General features: G+C 62.7%; 15 protein-coding genes. 11 read left to right on the top strand and 4 right to left on the bottom strand.

Features of this window, described 5'->3' with window-relative positions:
• Position 1: 1 nt before the first annotated feature.
• Positions 2 to 1471, top strand: coding sequence for a DUF58 domain-containing protein (locus AC4D2M_RS05850; RefSeq protein WP_490890672.1), 1470 nt, complete (start codon positions 2 to 4; stop codon positions 1469 to 1471).
• Positions 1468 to 3849: a transglutaminase TgpA family protein gene (locus AC4D2M_RS05845; protein WP_490890671.1), complete on the top strand. Its 2382-nt coding sequence runs from the start codon at positions 1468 to 1470 to the stop codon at positions 3847 to 3849. Before AC4D2M_RS05850 ends, AC4D2M_RS05845 begins: the two co-directional genes overlap by 4 nt.
• Before the next feature lie 63 nt (positions 3850 to 3912).
• On the opposite strand, the gene AC4D2M_RS05840 is transcribed toward AC4D2M_RS05845, so the two are convergent.
• Positions 3913 to 5394, bottom strand: coding sequence for an NAD-dependent succinate-semialdehyde dehydrogenase (locus AC4D2M_RS05840; RefSeq protein WP_490890670.1), 1482 nt, complete (start codon positions 5392 to 5394; stop codon positions 3913 to 3915).
• 310 nt (positions 5395 to 5704) lie between these two features.
• Between AC4D2M_RS05840 and AC4D2M_RS05835 the strand changes: the two genes are divergently transcribed.
• Complete coding sequence (locus AC4D2M_RS05835; RefSeq protein WP_490890669.1) at positions 5705 to 6481, top strand: formate/nitrite transporter family protein; 777 nt, start codon at positions 5705 to 5707, stop codon at positions 6479 to 6481.
• 45 nt (positions 6482 to 6526) lie between these two features.
• Here the strand turns inward: AC4D2M_RS05835 and AC4D2M_RS05830 are convergent, their stop codons facing one another.
• Complete coding sequence (locus AC4D2M_RS05830; RefSeq protein ID WP_490890668.1) at positions 6527 to 7411, bottom strand: metallophosphoesterase; 885 nt, start codon at positions 7409 to 7411, stop codon at positions 6527 to 6529.
• A gap of 100 nt (positions 7412 to 7511) precedes the next feature.
• On the opposite strand from AC4D2M_RS05830, the gene AC4D2M_RS05825 reads away from it, so the two are divergent.
• The 5 genes from AC4D2M_RS05825 to AC4D2M_RS05805 all read left to right on the top strand — a co-directional run bounded on the left by AC4D2M_RS05825 (position 7512) and on the right by AC4D2M_RS05805 (position 12869).
• Entirely contained in the window at positions 7512 to 8414 is a 903-nt protein-coding gene (locus AC4D2M_RS05825) for a TerC family protein (RefSeq protein WP_490890667.1), read from the top strand.
• 263 nt (positions 8415 to 8677) lie between these two features.
• Entirely contained in the window at positions 8678 to 8815 is a 138-nt protein-coding gene (locus AC4D2M_RS05820) for a hypothetical protein (RefSeq protein ID WP_490890666.1), read from the top strand.
• 3 nt (positions 8816 to 8818) lie between these two features.
• Entirely contained in the window at positions 8819 to 10327 is a 1509-nt protein-coding gene (cls, locus tag AC4D2M_RS05815) for a cardiolipin synthase (protein ID WP_490890665.1), read from the top strand.
• A gap of 36 nt (positions 10328 to 10363) precedes the next feature.
• A complete protein-coding gene (locus tag AC4D2M_RS05810; protein WP_490890664.1) occupies positions 10364 to 11788 on the top strand; it encodes a phosphatase PAP2 family protein in 1425 nt (474 codons plus the stop codon).
• Positions 11789 to 11792: 4 nt separating this feature from the next.
• Positions 11793 to 12869, top strand: coding sequence for an alpha/beta fold hydrolase (locus tag AC4D2M_RS05805; RefSeq protein WP_490890663.1), 1077 nt, complete (start codon positions 11793 to 11795; stop codon positions 12867 to 12869).
• 148 nt (positions 12870 to 13017) lie between these two features.
• Here the strand turns inward: AC4D2M_RS05805 and AC4D2M_RS05800 are convergent, their stop codons facing one another.
• A complete protein-coding gene (locus AC4D2M_RS05800) occupies positions 13018 to 13443 on the bottom strand; it encodes a hypothetical protein (protein WP_490890662.1) in 426 nt (141 codons plus the stop codon).
• 253 nt (positions 13444 to 13696) lie between these two features.
• Between AC4D2M_RS05800 and AC4D2M_RS05795 the strand changes: the two genes are divergently transcribed.
• The 3 genes from AC4D2M_RS05795 (at position 13697) to AC4D2M_RS05785 (ending at position 15657) form a co-directional block, all read left to right on the top strand.
• On the top strand, positions 13697 to 14350 hold the full coding sequence (locus tag AC4D2M_RS05795) for a hypothetical protein (RefSeq protein ID WP_490890661.1): 654 nt from the start codon (positions 13697 to 13699) through the stop codon (positions 14348 to 14350).
• Between the two features lie 272 nt (positions 14351 to 14622).
• Positions 14623 to 15069: a hypothetical protein gene (locus AC4D2M_RS05790; RefSeq protein ID WP_490890660.1), complete on the top strand. Its 447-nt coding sequence runs from the start codon at positions 14623 to 14625 to the stop codon at positions 15067 to 15069.
• Between the two features lie 72 nt (positions 15070 to 15141).
• A complete protein-coding gene (locus tag AC4D2M_RS05785) occupies positions 15142 to 15657 on the top strand; it encodes a hypothetical protein (protein WP_490890659.1) in 516 nt (171 codons plus the stop codon).
• A gap of 176 nt (positions 15658 to 15833) precedes the next feature.
• Here AC4D2M_RS05785 and AC4D2M_RS05780 read toward each other — a convergent pair whose 3' ends face one another.
• Complete coding sequence (locus tag AC4D2M_RS05780) at positions 15834 to 16916, bottom strand: TerC family protein (RefSeq protein WP_490890658.1); 1083 nt, start codon at positions 16914 to 16916, stop codon at positions 15834 to 15836.
• Positions 16917 to 17157 lie beyond the last annotated feature (241 nt).

Raw genomic sequence — 17157 nt, 5'->3', positions numbered from 1 at the left:
CATGGCACTGGTCGAGCGGCTTCCGCGGGTGCTGACCGCCAGAGGGTGGGGGCTGGCCGCCGCCGGTGTCCTCGCGCTGCTCCTCGCCCAGTTCCTCGGGCGGCGGGACCTCCTGTACCTGGGGGTCCTGCTGGTCCTCCTGCCCCTGGTCTCCGTGCTGGTTCTCCGGCTGGTCAAGCCTCGCTTCACCGTGCACCGGACCTTCGCGCCGCAGAGCATGGAAACCGGCTTCACCACCACGGTGACGCTCTCAATTGCCTCGGATGGCCCTGTGGCCGGCTCCGTGGTGATGCGCGAACAGTTGCCGCACCGCTTCGGCGATGCTCCCGAATTCCACTTTCCCGCCCGCCACCCCACCCTCAGCGGTGTGAGCCTGTATGAGTACCGGCTGCGGTCGGCTGCGCGGGGAGTGTACGACGTCGGCCCCGTCACCGCCGGCTTCACCGACCCCTTCGGCCTGGGCATCTCCCAACACACGCTCGGCGGGACCGACCGGCTGGTGGTCACGCCCAGCCCGCTCGATCTCCCGTACTCCCCTTTGACGGGCGTCCGCGGCACGGACGGCCACGCCGTCACCCGGCGCAACGCCAACCCCAGCGACGACGACGTCATGACCCGCGAGTACCGCCACGGCGACCCCATGCGCCGGGTCCACTGGGCGGCGACCGCCCGGCACAACGAACTCATGGTCCGCCAGGAAGAATCCGTCACCACCCCCGAGGCCACCCTGATCCTCGATCAGCGGCAAGCCAGTTACGGGTCCGGCTTCCTGTCCGCGTTCGGAGGCGACCCCGACTCCGACGGGGGCATGCTCTCCTCCCCGACGTTCGAGTGGGCTGTGGTCGCTGCCGTATCGATCGCCGCGCACCTGCTGGAACGCAGCTACTCCCTCCGTTTCCTGGATGAAACCGGGGCTCCGGCACTGCGGCGTTCGGTCTCCGCACCCTGGCCCGAAGACGAGGAGTTCACCGGGCAGACAGGGCTCCACGGGATCGCGCAGGGGCTGGCGGCGCTGGAGCTGCTGCCGGAGCCCACCAAGCGTGCGGCGGGTTCCCAGAAGCGGGGGTCGGTTCCCGCGGGATCCGGATCACACGCCGTGCGACGGTCCGGCAACGGGGGCTCCTCCCCTCACCGGGTGCCCTTCGGCGACCCGATGCTGGACAAGCTGGCCGGCCTGAAGAACCGCGGACCGCTGATCGCCCTGCTCGGTGCCATCACCGAAGCCGAGGCACGCGACCTCGGGCCCGCGGCGGAGTACGGTTCGCAGTCCTTCGCCATCCTGGTCAGTGAGCGTCCGCGGGACCTGCACGGTGTCATGGACATCCTCCGGGGTTCCGGCTGGCACGTTGTCGCGGTAACCCCCAACGCGTCAGTGTCCGCAGCCTGGGCGCACTTCGACGCCCCGCCCGCCACGGTGACCTCATCCACGGCGAAAACCACGCTGAGATCCGGCACAGGAGCACAGGCATGACCGCCACCCTCTCCCGCCCCGCCCCCACCGGGCGGGCCCAACGCCTCCTACCCAACCGGCCCGAGACTGCGCCCGGGAACCACTGGCACCTGCTCGTGAGCGCCGCCTCCTTCGTGGCCGTCATGCTGACCTCGCTGAGCCTCTCCGGAGTGATCTTCGGCTGGACCTGGTTCACACCCGTCCTGGTCACCGTGGGAACGGTGCTCTTCTTCATGGCGCTAACGCGGTCTTCACGGCTTCCCGTCTACTTTCCACCCCTTGTGGGCGTCCTGGCACTGGCGGGTTCGCTGATCTGGCAGTTCTTCCCAACGCAGAGCACGCTCGGTGTTCTCCCCGGCGACGGCTTTACCGGCCGGCTGACCATCCTGCTGGGACACGCGCAGAACACCGTGGTGTCGCAGGTGGCACCGGTGCTGCCGACGGCCGGACTCTTCCTGGTGGTCTGCGCCGGAGTGGGGCTCATCGCCATCCTCGTCGATACGCTCGCCAACACGCTGCGGATGCCGGCCACCAGCGGACTGGCGCTGCTGGCAATCCTGGTGGTTCCCGCCGTCGTACGCATCAACAGCGTGGGCGTGCCGGCTTTCATTGCCGCGGTAGCAGGCTTCCTCCTGCTGCTGGGCTGTGCGCACTGGCGGGAGGAGCGGCGGGAATCCGCGTCCACCAGCGAACTGTCCGGTGCCCACGTGTCCCGCGGCCTGACGATAGGCGCGCTGGCACTGGGCATCGCCGTCGTACTTCCGCTGGCCATTCCGGGCTTCAACTCGGGTGCTTTCCCGCAGGGAGCACGGATGAACCTGTGGGGAACGGCAACCGGCCTGAACCCGATCGTCACGCTGGGCAATGACCTGCGGAACCCGAACGGATTCGGGCGGATCGATTACGCAACCACGGCCAATGAACCGTTGTACCTGCGGTCGGTCACGCTGGAGGACTTCAGCGGGCAGCGCTGGGAGCCTGACCAGCGGCTCGGGCAGCGCGTGGCCGGCGTGGAAGACATGGCCTCCGAAGGGCAGCCCCTCGGAGAATCGACACTCACACGAATCAGCACGGACAGCTTCACCAGCCCATGGCTCCTCGCACCCTACGCTCCGGTCAGAATCAGCGGGCTGAATGGGCAGTGGGCCTATGACCCGGGGAACCTCAGCATCCTCGCGATCGACGGCGGATCCACCGCGCAGCAGGAATACCTGGTGGAGAGCACCGAACCGGTCCTGACCAAGGAACGGCTGCAGCGCATTCCACCGGCCAACCCGGAATCGGTGCCCGAGCAGTACCTCGCCCTTCCCGACTCGCTGCCGAACATCATCCGCAACACCACGGCTTCGGTTATCGATGGAATCTCCAACCCGTACAGCCAGGCGATCGCCATCCAGAGCTTCCTGCGCGGACCGTCCTTCGTGTACTCGGTGGACGCGCCCGTGGACGGCGGGTATGACGGCAACAGCCTCGACGTGATGGCCAGGTTCCTCGAGTCCAAGTCCGGGTACTGCGTCCACTACGCAGGGACCATGGCGGTGATGGCCCGGCTGGCCGGAATCCCCAGCCGGGTAGCCGTGGGCTACTCCCCCGGGACGCCCACCGGCGAGGAGGTCATTGGGCAGGGCGGCACGGAATTCACCGAGTACACCATCAATTCCAAGGACGCACACGCCTGGCCCGAACTGTATTTCGAGGGCGTCGGCTGGGTTCAGTTCGAGCCGACGCCGTCACGGGGTGTGGTTCCCGATTATGCGCTCACCACCCTCAACCCGGTGGGCCCGTCAGTCAATTCGGACAACCTGAACCCGGGCGTCGAAACAGGCAACCCATCCATCGCAACACCGTTCCCCGACTCTGAAGAGGAAGAGACAGCCAAGGCCGGACGTGAGAGCGCCGAGCGAAGCTCCACCCTCGGCGTAATCCTCGCTGTGCTGCTCGGAGTGCTCGTGCTGCTGCCGATGGCGCTGCGGATGCTGCGTACCGACCGCCGTTGTCGTTCAATCACCGCCAACACCGAAGGAGTGGGGGCCGCGACGGTGGCGTGGGCGGAAACTGTCGAGCTTGCCTCGGACTACGGCATCCCTCCCCTGCCGACCGACACTCCCCGGAGCTTCGAGCAGCGGCTGCGGCAGCTCGGCCAGTTCGACGACGGCGCCGCGGCCGCGCTCGAGCGGCTACGGCGTTCCTACGAGGAAGAGGAATATGCGGAGTTCGCCGGTGCGGAGACCCGGACGACGAACAGCTGGGCCGACGTGCGGACGGTTACTGACGCGCTCCACCAGTCCGCCGACGTCTCCGCACGGCTCCGTGCCAGGTTCTGGCCCCGCTCGCTGTGGCAGCCCTTCGGAGCGCAGCGCAGCGAAGAGGCTGTCGCAGCCTCCTCCACCGCACGTTGATTTGGCAGGACACGCCCCTTATGTCCAATCGAAAGGGGCGGGTCCTGCCCATTCACGGCAGGGTTAGCTGGCGGTCGGGTCCGCGATGCCCACGTACTGCGTGTAGAGGTACTCCTCGATACCCTCGTACCCGCCCTCGCGTCCCAGGCCCGACTGCTTCACGCCGCCGAACGGTGCCGCCGCGTTGGAGATGACGCCGGCGTTGAGGCCGAGCATGCCGGTGTCCAGCCGCTCGCCCATCCGCAGCCCGCGGTTGAGGTCACGGGTGAAGACGTACGCCACGAGTCCGTACTCGGTGTTGTTGGCCAGCCGGACGGCGTCGTCCTCGTTCGAGAAGGTGATGATCGGCGCTACCGGGCCGAAGATCTCCTCCTGCAGGATGCGGGACTTCTGCGGAACATCCGTGAGCACCGTCGCCGGGTAGAAGTAGCCGGGGCCGTCCAGCGGGGATCCGCCGGCAAGGACCTGCGCGCCGTCGTTGACCGCGTCCTGCACCAGCGAGTGCACGTTGTCGCGGCTCTTGCCGTCGATCAGCGGGCCCAGCTTCGAGGTGTCCTCGGTGCCGCGGCCCGGAGTGACGTCCTTCATGCGGGCGGCGAGCTTGTCGGCGAACTCCGCGGCGACGGACTCGTGCACAATGAACCGGTTGGCGGCGGTGCAAGCCTCGCCCATGTTGCGGAGCTTCGCGGCCATGGCGCCTGCGACAGCCGCGTCAAGGTCGGCGTCCTCGAATACCACGAACGGTGCGTTCCCGCCGAGCTCCATGGAGGTGCGCAGGACGTTCTCGGAGGCGTCAGCCAGTAGGCGGCGGCCAACCGGCGTCGAGCCCGTGAAGGAGAGCTTGCGGAGGCGGCTGTCCTTGATGAGGGGTCCGGTGACGCCACCGGCGTCGGTGGTGGAGACGATGTTTAGCACGCCTGCCGGAAGGCCGGCCTCTTCGAGGACCTTGGCGAACAGTAGGGATGTCAACGGGGTCAGGTTCGCGGGCTTGAGCACCATGGTGCAGCCTGCGGCGACCGCGGGGGCGATCTTGCGCGTAGCCATTGCCAGCGGGAAGTTCCACGGGGTGATGAGCAGGCAGGGGCCGACGGGCTTTTTGTTGACGAGGATGCGCGACTTGCCGTCCGGGGCTGTGGAGTAGCGGCCGGAGGTCCGCACGGCTTCCTCGGAGAACCAGCGGAGGAACTCGGCACCGTAGGTCACCTCACCACGGGCTTCGGCTAGGGGCTTGCCCATTTCCATGGTCATGAGGAGCGCGAAGTCGTCGGCGCGTTCGGTGACGAGCTCAAAGGCGCGGCGGAGGATTTCGCCGCGCTCCCGGGGTGCGGTGAGTGCCCACTCGTCCTGTGCGGCAGCGGCGGCGTCGAGTGCGGCCTTGCCGTCTTCGGGGCTGGCGTCGGCGATGCTCAGCAGCGTCTTGCCGGTTGCGGGGTCCTCGACGTCGAAGGTTTTGCCGTTCGAAGCGTCTCGCCATTCGCCGCCGATCAGCAGGCCGGTGGGGACCGAGGACAGAAGTTCTTGTTCACGCTGTGCGGTAATAGTCATCCGGGAGCCTTTACGATCATCGAGGTGGAGGCCTGAGTCGGTACTGTGTCAGAGCTCTCACGCTAGCCCTGCGTTTCAAGCCCTGTCCATACAAATCTGCACCACGTAGAGCGCCAAGCACTGTCGGAGTGCACAGTCGGCGCTCAATTATGCCTGGGTAACGTTTTTGCTCGCATCGAGGTCTAGATGGTCGGCCGAGCCCTTGGCTGGGGCCTGAGTCTGTGGGTAGCGTTGCAGGATGCAGGCCGGGCGCGGATCGAAGGGTGCACACGGTGTTTGTCCCGGTAAGGGTGGGAGGGGGTGATTGCTGATGACGGAACCGGCGCCTGAGGAAATCTACAACCGCGCGAAGAGTGAGGGTGAGCGCCGGTTGGCCATGCCGCCGCTCGAACAGGTGTCGACCGGTTTCATTGCAGGTGTGACCATCGTGTTCGGGATCATCGCTCTTGCTATGGCAGAACACCTCGTTGAACCGGCGGCGGGAGCAGGGCCAGCCAAGCTCGCGGGGGCGCTGGCCTTCGGGATGGGGCTGGTATTCCTCGTCATCGGCCGGTCAGAGTTGTTCTCCGAGAACTTTTTCGACCCGGTCGCGGTGGCGATAGACCGGCGCCAGAGATCGACCTGGTTCCGGCTTGTCCGACTGTGGGCGATCATCCTGGTTCTCAACCTCCTCGGTGGGGCGGTTATGGCTGGTGTCTTCATTGTGGAAGGTGCTCTACCTGCGGGCGCCCACGAAGTACTGATCAAGGTAGCCGAAGAAATCACGGCGAAGAGCGGACTAGCCACCTTCATGCGTGCCATCGCCGCGGGGACCCTCCTGACGTTGCTCTCGTATCTGCTTCACGCTGTCGGTTCCGCCGGCAGCCGTATGGTCCTGGCTTACCTTGTCGGGGTATTCCTGGCACTGGGACCCTTCGACCATGTCGTCGTCTCCGCACTCCATCTGCTTGCCGGCCTATGGCTCGGCGGCGACATCACCTACGCAGAGGTGGGGATGAACGTTCTCCTCGCGACGTCCGGGAACCTCGTGGGTGGGCTCTTACTGATGACCCTCACCCATACCGCCCAAGCCAAGGAAGCCAACTAGCCAGCCGGGACCGGCTGGGAACTCCCGGGTCGCGTGTTTGTCCTCTTACCTGGTCGGTGAGGTCTCTGCGGTGAGTTCGAAGAATGCCAGTTGTGGCGGGGCACTGATCCGTACAGGAATGTCACTGAAGCCGATACCGCAGTTTACGTATAGTTGATTTCCGGAAGCGCCGAAATCAGTCGGGGCAAACCCATCAGCGACAACAGGCTGCTCTGATGTGAGGGCCAGCCACGACCATTCCGGCGTTCCAGGAACGGCTATCTGCCCGCAGTGCGTGTGCCCGGCCACGGCCAGAGGCGCACTGCCGGCAGGCATGGCCCTGAAGGTATCCGGGTTATGCATGAGTACCAGTCGCGCCTCGTCCGGGTCCAGCCCGTCCAATGCTTTTTCAGTGTCTGCCAGGTTCTCGTAGGCGGGACCGAGCCCGACAATATGCAGGGGTGCTCCTGCCGTTGATGGGATCTCGGCGGTTTCGTTGAGCAGCACCGTTACCCCGATGGATTCCAGGGCGGCGGTTAGTTCTTCTTCTGCTCCGACGATGTAGTCGTGATTTCCCAGTACTGCGAAGACCGGGATTCCCGCTTCGGTGAGCGGCGAAATCAGGGTGACAACGGTGTCTATCTTCTTCTGGTTGCCGGGGTCGTGGCTGTAGACGAAATCGCCGCCGATCAGAACCGCGGCGGGATCCGCCTCCACCGTCCGTTCCACGATCCGCTCGATCATGCCGGTGTTCGCGAACCACATACCCACTTGCATATCGGAGAATACGGCTACCTCGGCCTCATCCCACTCCGGGTCGAGATTCGGGATCGCGATCTCGTAGCGACGCTCGTCGAGGATCAATCGCGGCTCGATCAGCACCCCGTAAACCAGCAGTGCGCCTACCAGTACACCGAAGACTGCCCCGACGATCTTGAACACACGTTTCATCTGCTTGAACTCTCTCTCGGCTGCTAGTCCCCTGGCCTGCCGACAGTAACAGGCCCGCGTGCCCCACGAAACGTGCCATGCACATTGCTAGGCTGGCCGGATGGAATTGGCATTCGAGCTGACACCCGACCTGGCCATCGCGTTCGTGACACTGTTCATCCTGGAAATAGTCCTTGGTGTGGACAACGTCATTTTCATCTCCATCCTGGCGAGCAAGCTCCCGGTGGAGCAACAGGCGAAAGCCCGAAACCTCGGACTGACGCTCGGAATGCTGATGCGCATCGTGTTGCTGTTCGCGGCTTCCTGGATTATTTCCCTCACCGAGGATCTCTTCGAGCTTTTCGGCATGGGATTCTCCGGCAGGGATTTGATCCTGCTCTTCGGCGGCTTGTTCCTCGTCTACAAGGCGGTTCGCGAGATCCACGAGAAGCTTGAAGGCACGGAGTCCCATGGTGTCGGTGGCGTGAAGGCTGCCACGTTTGGTGCCGTGCTGGGGCAGATCATCATCCTGGATATGGTCTTCTCGTTCGACTCGGTGATCACCGCCGTCGGAATGGTCGACAACCTTCTGGTCATCATCGTCGCCGTCCTGTCCTCATTCACGATCATGCTCTTCTCAGCGAAGTACATCTTCGCCTTCGTCAACAGGCATCCCACCGTCAAGATGCTGGCGCTGGCGTTCCTGGTGCTCATCGGTGTGTTCCTGATCGCCGACGGCTTCGGGGTCAAGATCGACAAGGCCCTCATCTACGGGCCGATGGCCTTCGCGATCGCTGTCGAAGCCCTGAACCTCGCGGCCAAGAGGCGGCAGGAAAAGCGCCAGGGTGCCCCCATTGAGCCGGTGCACCTGCGCCACGCCTACACCAAAGCCGATGACCACGACGCCGTAGCCGCAGCGACTGCCAGCGGCCCGGAATCCGGTGACGTTCACCTCTCGCGGAAGCCGGTCAGCGGGCGAATCACCGACGACGACGGCCACCAGGAACCCGCCGGGCTGGGCTAAGCGGTCGGGTCGTAGGGAAAAGAGCACATCCCACATGTAGTGCGACGCCCGGTACTGTTCGCAAAATGGCTCGGTCATCAGGGCACGAACCAGACGTTGAGTAACAGCCCGATAACGCCTGCCGGGAGAGGGTAACGCCCGGGTTACTGCCTTTGAACCTTTTTCCTGAGCGTGCTTACGGTGTCCTCCAGGCGCTGATAACTCCCGACCACTACCGGGGGGCACGGATTGTGCCGTCCGGCCCTCAACCTGAAGCAGGAGCGATGGGCACTAAGAACAAGCACACCTGGACGAAGAAGAAGAAGATGGCCGCGCTCTCGGCGCCCGTCACCACCGCGCCGGGTGCAGCCGGTTCTGGCAAGAAGACGACCGCAACAGCCACAGCTTCGTCGGTCAACTGAGTCTTGGACTTCCTCTCATGGTGGGGTTCACCCGCAGGCCGAACACTCACGTGGCTTGTCGTCGTCGATTTCCTGATTCGGATCACGGCCTTGGGTATCGTTCCTCGCAACCGACGTCCCTCTGCTGCCCTGGCTTGGCTCGTTCTCATATTTTTCCTGCCGATTATCGGGGTGATAGTCTTCCTGCTTTTCGGCAAATCCAGCCTCCGGGGCCACCGCGCCGGCTTGGAGCAAAGCCTGATCACCCAGCTTCAGCGCCAGATGCAGCCCAACCCAGGCGATGGAACTGAGCATTCACTTCCATCCCCCATTCCACCGTCGATACAAGCGGCTGTCACCCTCAATCAGCGCAACGGAGCGACTCCGTTGTTGGCCGGGAACGACTTGACGCTTCACCCGGACTACGGTGAAAGTATCGAGGCGATGACGCATGCGGTAGAGCACGCCTCCGCCTTTGTTCACGCACAGTTCTACATTCTCGCTGCCGATCCGTCGACGGACAGCTTCTTCGATGCCCTGGAGAAGGCGCATGCTCGCGGCGTGCGGGTGCGCGTGCTGGTTGACCATGTAGGCAGTGTCGGGTTTCCCGGGTATGAGGCAGCTATCTCGCGATTGGATGCTGCCGGCATCAGTTGGCGAAGAATGCTCCCGGCCGCTCCGCCTCGTTTCCACTATCAACGACCGGATCTGCGCAATCACCGGAAAATCCTCGTCGTGGACAACCGGATGGGCTTCACCGGATCGCAAAACATGATCGACGCCAGCTACAACAAGAAACGGAACCAGAAGAAGGGGTTCACCTGGATCGATCTGATGGTCCAGGTGGAAGGCCCACTGGTCGGGAGCCTCAATACGGTGTTCCTCGCCGACTGGTCCGCCGAAACCGATCCGTCCGCATCACTGCCGCCTGAAGCGATCCCTGCAGCGGGAATGGACAGCCGAGCAACAGCCCCGGCGAACAGTAGTTACTGCCAACTGGTGCCCAGTGGACCGGGGCTGGGGAACGCGAACAACCTTCGCCTCTTCAACCAACTCATCTACGGGGCCCAGGAGCGGGTTCTGATGTGCAGTCCCTACCTGGTTCCCGATGAGTCGCTACTCATCGCCCTCACGTCGGCTGCCCAGCGCGGGGTCAGAATCGATCTCTGCGTCGGCGCGACCTCGGACCATCTGTTGACGCATCACGCGCAGCGCTCCTACTACGAAGAGATCCTCCGCGCCGGTATTGTCATCCACCTCTACCGGGAGCCATACGTCCTTCACTCCAAATATGTACTCGTTGATGAGGAGACCGCAGTCATCGCTTCCTCGAACATGGACATACGGTCCTTCGAGCTGAACCAGGAAATCAACCTTCTGGTTCACGACCGGCGAATAGTCCAGGACCTCGACGGGATCGCGGCACAATACCGTGCCGAAAGCCACCAACTGGATCTTCGCTCCTGGCAGGAACGGCCAGCACCTCAGAAGTTTCTGGACAACGCATGCCGCCTAACCGCGAACCTGCAGTAAAGATAGGCAGGGCGAAGAACCACAAGAGAGGAGCCCATGATGGCAAATGAACTGGCGGAGGGGATGAACCGATTCGTCCTGCGGTGTGCCGGGATCCTTCTCGCGCTGACTGCTCTGGGCCTGGTGTTCGAAAAGGTGGCGCTGCTGCCCAGTACTGCCAGTTCCTCAGTGGGCGGGTTCATTGACGTGCTGGGCGGCGCCGCGAACTTCGTTGCGGAGATCGCAGCGCAAGCCGGATGGCTAATCCTGCCCGTGGCGGCAGTGTGGCTGCTGATACGCGCTCATCACGCGCTGGCGGTGTACGTGGCCGCTGCTGCCGTGGGGATGGCCGTTCTCGCCGGCGGCGGGATGCTCCTGATGACACTCGACCCCCTCACGAGCGGTGCGAGCTCGGGAGGCGAAAGCGTGTTTTCCGGCGGGTCGATACAGCTCACTGTTACGTGCGGAGTCCTGCTGCTGGTCTTCCTACCCGTCGTCCCGGTGAAGGGACGGACCTGGGCAGTGATCAGCCCGGCGGTCGCTGTAGTTGGTTTCGACGTCGTTCGGGTCCTTGCAGGGGCTGTCCCATTGGGACCGGCGCTCGGTGGCTGGCTGCTAGGGCTAGCCTGGTTGGGAGCGACCGTATGGGCCTTCCGGAAGTGGCAACAGCCTCCTGGCCTGCGCACGCGCTGGTGGTTCGGGCTGCGGGCACAGGACCGGGCCGCGCTTGCCCTGGCACCAGCAGGTGACCGGCTACTACCCGGCGGGCGGAGCAGCGCAGGGAAACTCGCCGGTATCTGGGTGCTCATTGCCGCCGGTGTGACCGGTGTGGGATTCCTCATCACCGGGGTACTTACCTCTATCGAGCGTATGGACGAGGCAGTGGTGCAATGGTTCGCTGAGCACCGCACGGACACGTTGAACGCCCTGGCAATGGTCGCCGGGTCCTTCGGGACCACCACCGGAATCATTGGAGTTCTGCTGGTCACCGCGGCACTCTCCCTGGCCATTACGAGGCGTACCGCTCCTGCGGTGTTTCTGCTCGTGATTGTGGCCGGCGAGACCGCGTTGTATCTGATCACTGGAATGATCGTCGGCCGGCCCCGGCCGGACGTCGATCACCTGTCCGAAGGGCTTCCGCCGACCTCATCGTTTCCTTCCGGACATGTGGCGGCCGCTGTCGTCCTGTACAGCGGGCTCGCTCTCCTGATCGGAGCATGGTCGCAGTCCCGGCTGCGCTACCTCGGCTTCATCCTCGCCCCACTCATCGTGCTGGGCGTGGGCATTTCCCGAGTGTACTGGGGCGTTCATTATCCGACCGACACAGTGATCAGCGTGATCTTCGCCGCCGGGTGGGTTTCTGTCTGCTGGCATTACTTCAAACCAGCGCGCGGATCCTCAAAACCTAACGCCGCAGAAACGTCCAGGCCCGTCTCTGAACCCACGCCGCTGGAAAGCCGGAAGGTAACCGCCGATGACTGATCCCATGAGAAACGACCGACAAAATCCGACCGCGGCCACCGGCGAATATAGGGCAGGGCGTATGAGGCTGTTGGTGGCCGGCGTCGTGCTCGCTGCGTCTAGCGTGGCCGCCCGTCTCACCTACGCGCGGCGCACATCCCAACAAGTCAGTTCACGGGCTGAATCCACGATCACCACCGACGATGGGGTGCAGCTGCACGTGGAGACCGATGGACAGGTCGAGGGCCCGCTCACGGTTGTCTTTGTTCACGGATTCGGTTCCCGTTTACAGGAATTCCAGGCCCAACGAGCTGCCCTACGTGATCGGGGACGTTTGGTGCTCTTCGATCAGCGGGGCCATGGTTCCAGCGGTTGGGGCCGCTTCCGGAAAGCGACAATCAACCAGCTCGCACGCGACCTGGCCCGCGTCATCGAGGACCAATCCCCCGGTCGGATAGTTCTTGTCGCCCACTCGATGGGAGGAATGGCCGCGCTGACCCTTGCCAGAGAGCGTCCGGAGCTTTTCGGAGAACGAATCGTGGCGGTCACCCTGCTTTCGACCGCCGCGGGACACCTCCCCGCCATGACGATGCCCCACGCAGCCGCGCGGCTAGCGGTGCGACTACGTTTGACAACGGCGGCCTCATGGCTTCTATGGCTGATCTCCCCGATCATCGACCACATCGCGCCGTTCCGCAGACCAAAGGGACGACGATGGCTGATCCACAGACTCTTCAGCCGCAATGATCCGCCGAAGGAAGCCGCGCAGATCATGCAGGACTCCTGGATTCGCACGCCGCTGGCGATAGCGACCGCGTTCTACCCAGCCTTGGTGAGCTATAACGTTCCCGCTGCATTGAACGTGCTTCAGAGCATCCCCGTCCTCATCGTGAGCGGAACCCAAGACAGGGCTATCCCCTCCGAACGAAGCGAGCACCTTGCCCACGAAATCGGCTCCTCGGCCCGCCTGATCATGGTGAAAGGTGCCGGTCACATGGTGAACCTCACCCACCCCGATGAAGTCAACACTGCACTGGCCGACCTCATCGACAACCTCGACCCGGCGACTCCGACAGCCCACGTCACTAACGGCCGCCGATGATGGAGATGGCTAAAAATTCCGCTGCATATCGCTGGCAAGAGGAGGGCCTCCCGTTGTCAGAATGAGGTGATAACTCACATTCTGACACCAGGAGGCCCTCACCTTTCACATCAAGCCCGCGCTGTCTACGACGTCCGAGGGACTGATCCTAGGGCAGCTCCTCCACATCATCGGCCATGACAACCAATTCCTGTTCGTATTCCACGACGTACGCCGCTTCATCGTCATTGAAATCGAAGCCCTCTGCCTCAATGTCGGTGAGAATGAAGTTCCGCACCGTGCCTGTCACCTGCACGTTGTCGCCCTCTTCGAGTACGTCGCCCATCCCGGCGGCAGCGAGGATGAGGGTGTCATCGTCTCCCACCGTGAAAACATTCGGGCCCACGATTTCCTGCACTTCCGTTTGCAGTGTCACGGTTTCGCCAAGGATGGCCGCTTCAGCAACCGGACCTTCCTCTTCGGCTTCCTCAACGACGGTCTCTCCTCCGCAGGCTACAAGGCCTACAGCGGTGAATGGGACGATCGCCGCGAAAGCCATCTTCCGCGTCCATGGGTATTTCTGCTGGATAGTCATAATTCCTCCTTCAGGCGGGGGCGGTGACGCATCCGCCCTATCGCATGTACTTGGATTTGCTATCTACGTCCCTTCGACCGTAAGCAAGCGTCCGATCAGGCTTCAACCGCCTTTACAAGACCGTGACCGCGCTAAAAGCCCAGCGTGTGTATTCGTTACCTCGCAGCGATTGAGAGCTGTGCACAGTTTCCAGCTGTCAGTGTTTCAACAGGCAGTTCTCCTTGACCGGCAGGGACCGACGAAGACAAGGTGGATGGACACCTTCAAGCAGCAGGAGACCGCGGCTTCCGTGAAATACGGCGGCAACGGCCCCTCACGAACAGGAGTAACCATGAACGTTGAGAAGGAGTCGTTGATACGTACAGTTGCTGCGTTAGCAATTCTGCCTGCCGCGCTAATCGGTGTGAGCGGGTGCACCAGTTCTGAAGAAGATGACCTCCCAGGCCTCGTTGAAGAGTCAGCCGAGGCGGGCGCTGAGGCGCTGGAGGAAGATTCGGGAGCCGTTGATTCCTACGAGGACTACACCGGGGTTTACGACCACGAGTTCTTCGACGATGTGGAATTCTACGTTGGTGAGGAAGTCACGTTGGCGGCCATCGTGGGCGAAGTCATCTCGCCGAATGTGTTCACCATCGTAAGCTCCACGAACGCCACGAACCGGCCCGAGCAGGACGTGGTCGATGTCGACGAGGTCATCATCGAACCGCTGCTGATAGTCCATAAAACGGAACTCCCCGGACTCACTCCCGGAATGCCCGTGGGAGTGACAGGTGTAGTCCACGAAGAGTTTTATCCAGCCACAGTGGAACAGGAACTGGATCTAGCTTTGGACGCCGCCGTGTTCGGAGAATGGGAAGAACAGGCGTACGTCGAAGCCATCAACGCTGCCTCCCTAACCACCGACTAGAACGGTCACGCCCGGAGGCACGAGAACGGATATAACGGGGGAGTAACGATCGGCATCTCGTTTCCGTGATGGGTCGCCGTCATTCCATCAACTGTCCCTACTGAATCCCTGCGGTAATAGGCCGTACGAGCATGGTTGCCAGCTGTGGAAAGTTCCCGACCCGCGTGTAACAAGAGAATTACTCTCGTTGGATGCAGGAATCGCGCGTGCTTACCGTGAATGAGCGCGCCCCGGAGGTGGGTCACCTGACAAATATCCACGGAGGACGAACCATGAGAGCACCAACGAGGCTGGCATCCCTGAAAAAGGCCACCGCACTGTCAGTCATAGCTTCAGCCAGTTTCGGACTGGCCGGTTGTGCCGAGGCTGAGACTGAGCCATACGACCCGAATATCTACGACGAGATCGAAACCTATGTCGGTCAGGAAGTCAGCCTCTCCGCGGAGGTCCACGACGTACTCTCCCCCACCTCATTCACCATCATCAACGAGGACGACCCCACCGTCGATCCCCTGCTCGTGCTCAACGGGAACGACACCGACAATGTCCTACCCGGCATGCCGATCCAGCTTACCGGGGTTGTGATGGAATCCTTCGACCCCGAGACCGCCGAGGAAGAAACGGGAATAGACCTCGACGACGCGCTCCACGAGGACTGGATCGGAGAGCACTACCTCGAAGTCACCGCCATCGACGCACCCGAAGCATCGGGCACCTGAGGCACAACCCGAACGAAGACGACCGACAAACCTGGACGCCAACAGGCACCGGTTCCGCGGATGGAGGAAAAGATGGAAGCAAGAACACCGACCACCTGGATGAAGGCCGCCACGATCGCGGTGCTACCAATTGCCGTGCTGGGCGTGACCAGCTGCGGAGAGGAGAACGTAGACCCCGGTCTCGAGCTGGAGAATATCGATGAGGAAGAAGCCGACGACACGCTCGAATCCGGGCCTTACGACGAAGTGTACGACCAGAGTTTCTGGGACGAGCTGACAATATACTTCGGCGAGGAAGTAACCCTGTCCGCCCAGGTCCGAGAGCCACTCGACGCACAGGGGTTCACCCTCGCGGGGATGGACGAGACCACCGTCGACCCGCTGCTAGTGCTCCATGAAGGGGAAGCGCAGCAGTTAGAACCAGGACAGGCCGTGTTCGTCAACGGCACAGTCTACGAGTACCTGGACATCGCAGAAGTCGAAAACGAACTAGGAGTGGACCTCGATGACGCTCTATACGAGCAGTGGGAAAACGACCCCTATCTGCTCGCCACGTCAGTGAACACTGACGCACCACCAGCCCCCTGAAACAGCACTAATCTCTCAGTGATCGCCAGACCCAGCAGTGAACCGCGATAAGCGGCAGTCTCGCTGCTGCCGCCTAGGCATCCGCTGCAATGCTATGCATCTTAGCGTCGTCGGGGTTTGGGTGACCCAGGGCGGAGATGCCCTGGGTCACCCCTTTCACAGCTGCCGGTGGGGTGCTAATTGGACTTGGCTGCGGTGGACGTCGTCTTCTCGTCGACCTCGGACTCCTCGACCCCGTCCTCTGGGTCGGCAGTGAGCACCGGTTCGCCGTGGACCAGCCCGCGGTCGTCCTTGCTCTCGTCGCGGCGGGTCTTGAGCAGACTCGCCACCGTCGCGACGACGATTGTGGCTGCGATGAAGAGCAGCGAGAACCAGATGGGGATCTCGGGCACCCAGAGCATCGGTTCCCCGCCGTTGATGAAGGAGAGCTCGTTGACGTGCAGGGCGTGGAAGACCAGCTTCACGCCGATGAAGCCGAGGATGACGGCCAGTCCCTGGGCGAGGTAGACCAGACGCTCGAGCAGCCCTCCGATGAGGAAGAACAACTGACGCAGACCCATCAGCGCGAACGCGTTTGCGGTGAAGACAATATAGGCCTCGTTGGTTAGGCCGTAGATCGCCGGGATCGAATCGACGGCGAAGATAAGGTCCACGAAGCCGATCGCGATGATTGTGAGCAGCATCGGCGTGACGAAGCGCTTCCCGCCCTGCATCACGGTGAGCTTGTCCTGGTGATACTCGTCAGTGACGGGCAGGACCCGGCGCACGAGTGTCATGAACTTACCGTCAGCGGGATTGGACTCGTGGCTGCTGAATGCCTGCCGGTAGGCCAACACGAGCAGCAGGGCACCGAAGAGGTAGAACACCCAGGAGAAGTTCTCGATCAGGGCCGCTCCGATGGCGATGAACCCGCCGCGCAGGATCAGGGCGATGATGATTCCGATCATCAGCACCTTCTGCTGGTACTTCTTCGGCACCGCAAATCCGGCCATGACAATGAGGAAGACGAACAGATTATCGATCGACAGTGCCTTCTCGGTGAGGTAGCCGGCGAAGTACTCGCCGCCGAACGTCCATCCCGAAACCGTGCCGATTCCCACACCGAACAGCAATGCCAATCCGATGTAGAAAGCGGACCAGCGCGCCGATTCCCCGATGGACGGCTCGTGGGGTTTACGCACGTGGGCGAAGAACTCGTAGACGAAGAACAGGATCGTCACAGCGATCGTGATGAGCCAGATCAAAGGTGTGACCTGCATAGGGGTGCTCCCAAGGGGTAGGCGTTGACAGATACGCCAAGGTCTCCTCCGCCCGGACGACACCGGAACCGACGACCCGAGATGCTTCAGTGCATCCGTAATGACGGGCCGATCACAGACGGGAGTACTCCCCTTGATAGAAAGATCCTAACCCATCCCAGAGCCCTCCTTCTACCTGACCTTGGAACTACACCCGGTTTTCGGTAGAGCCAAACCCAGCTCCTCACCGCCCATCCTTGTT

It is taken from the genome of Arthrobacter sp. TJ-270 (genome assembly GCF_058269075.1).
The sequence above is the reverse complement of the archived record's forward strand: the minus strand, read 5'-3'. Positions and strand labels throughout refer to the sequence as shown.

What these genes read in the sequence shown, in the direction of transcription:
- AC4D2M_RS05820 (WP_490890666.1), top strand. Translation starts at nt 8,678, where the DNA reads ATGGGCACTAAGAACAAGCACACCTGGACGAAGAAGAAGAAGATGGCC.
- AC4D2M_RS05825 (WP_490890667.1), top strand. Translation starts at nt 7,512, where the DNA reads ATGGAATTGGCATTCGAGCTGACACCCGACCTGGCCATCGCGTTCGTG.
- AC4D2M_RS05790 (WP_490890660.1), top strand. Translation starts at nt 14,623, where the DNA reads ATGAGAGCACCAACGAGGCTGGCATCCCTGAAAAAGGCCACCGCACTG.
- AC4D2M_RS05850 (WP_490890672.1), top strand. Translation starts at nt 2, where the DNA reads ATGGCACTGGTCGAGCGGCTTCCGCGGGTGCTGACCGCCAGAGGGTGG.
- AC4D2M_RS05805 (WP_490890663.1), top strand. Translation starts at nt 11,793, where the DNA reads ATGAGAAACGACCGACAAAATCCGACCGCGGCCACCGGCGAATATAGG.
- AC4D2M_RS05845 (WP_490890671.1), top strand. Translation starts at nt 1,468, where the DNA reads ATGACCGCCACCCTCTCCCGCCCCGCCCCCACCGGGCGGGCCCAACGC.
- AC4D2M_RS05780 (WP_490890658.1), bottom strand. Translation starts at nt 16,916, where the DNA reads ATGCAGGTCACACCTTTGATCTGGCTCATCACGATCGCTGTGACGATC.
- AC4D2M_RS05835 (WP_490890669.1), top strand. Translation starts at nt 5,705, where the DNA reads ATGACGGAACCGGCGCCTGAGGAAATCTACAACCGCGCGAAGAGTGAG.
- AC4D2M_RS05795 (WP_490890661.1), top strand. Translation starts at nt 13,697, where the DNA reads ATGGACACCTTCAAGCAGCAGGAGACCGCGGCTTCCGTGAAATACGGC.
- AC4D2M_RS05800 (WP_490890662.1), bottom strand. Translation starts at nt 13,443, where the DNA reads ATGACTATCCAGCAGAAATACCCATGGACGCGGAAGATGGCTTTCGCG.
- AC4D2M_RS05830 (WP_490890668.1), bottom strand. Translation starts at nt 7,411, where the DNA reads ATGAAACGTGTGTTCAAGATCGTCGGGGCAGTCTTCGGTGTACTGGTA.
- AC4D2M_RS05810 (WP_490890664.1), top strand. Translation starts at nt 10,364, where the DNA reads ATGATGGCAAATGAACTGGCGGAGGGGATGAACCGATTCGTCCTGCGG.
- AC4D2M_RS05840 (WP_490890670.1), bottom strand. Translation starts at nt 5,394, where the DNA reads ATGACTATTACCGCACAGCGTGAACAAGAACTTCTGTCCTCGGTCCCC.
- AC4D2M_RS05785 (WP_490890659.1), top strand. Translation starts at nt 15,142, where the DNA reads ATGGAAGCAAGAACACCGACCACCTGGATGAAGGCCGCCACGATCGCG.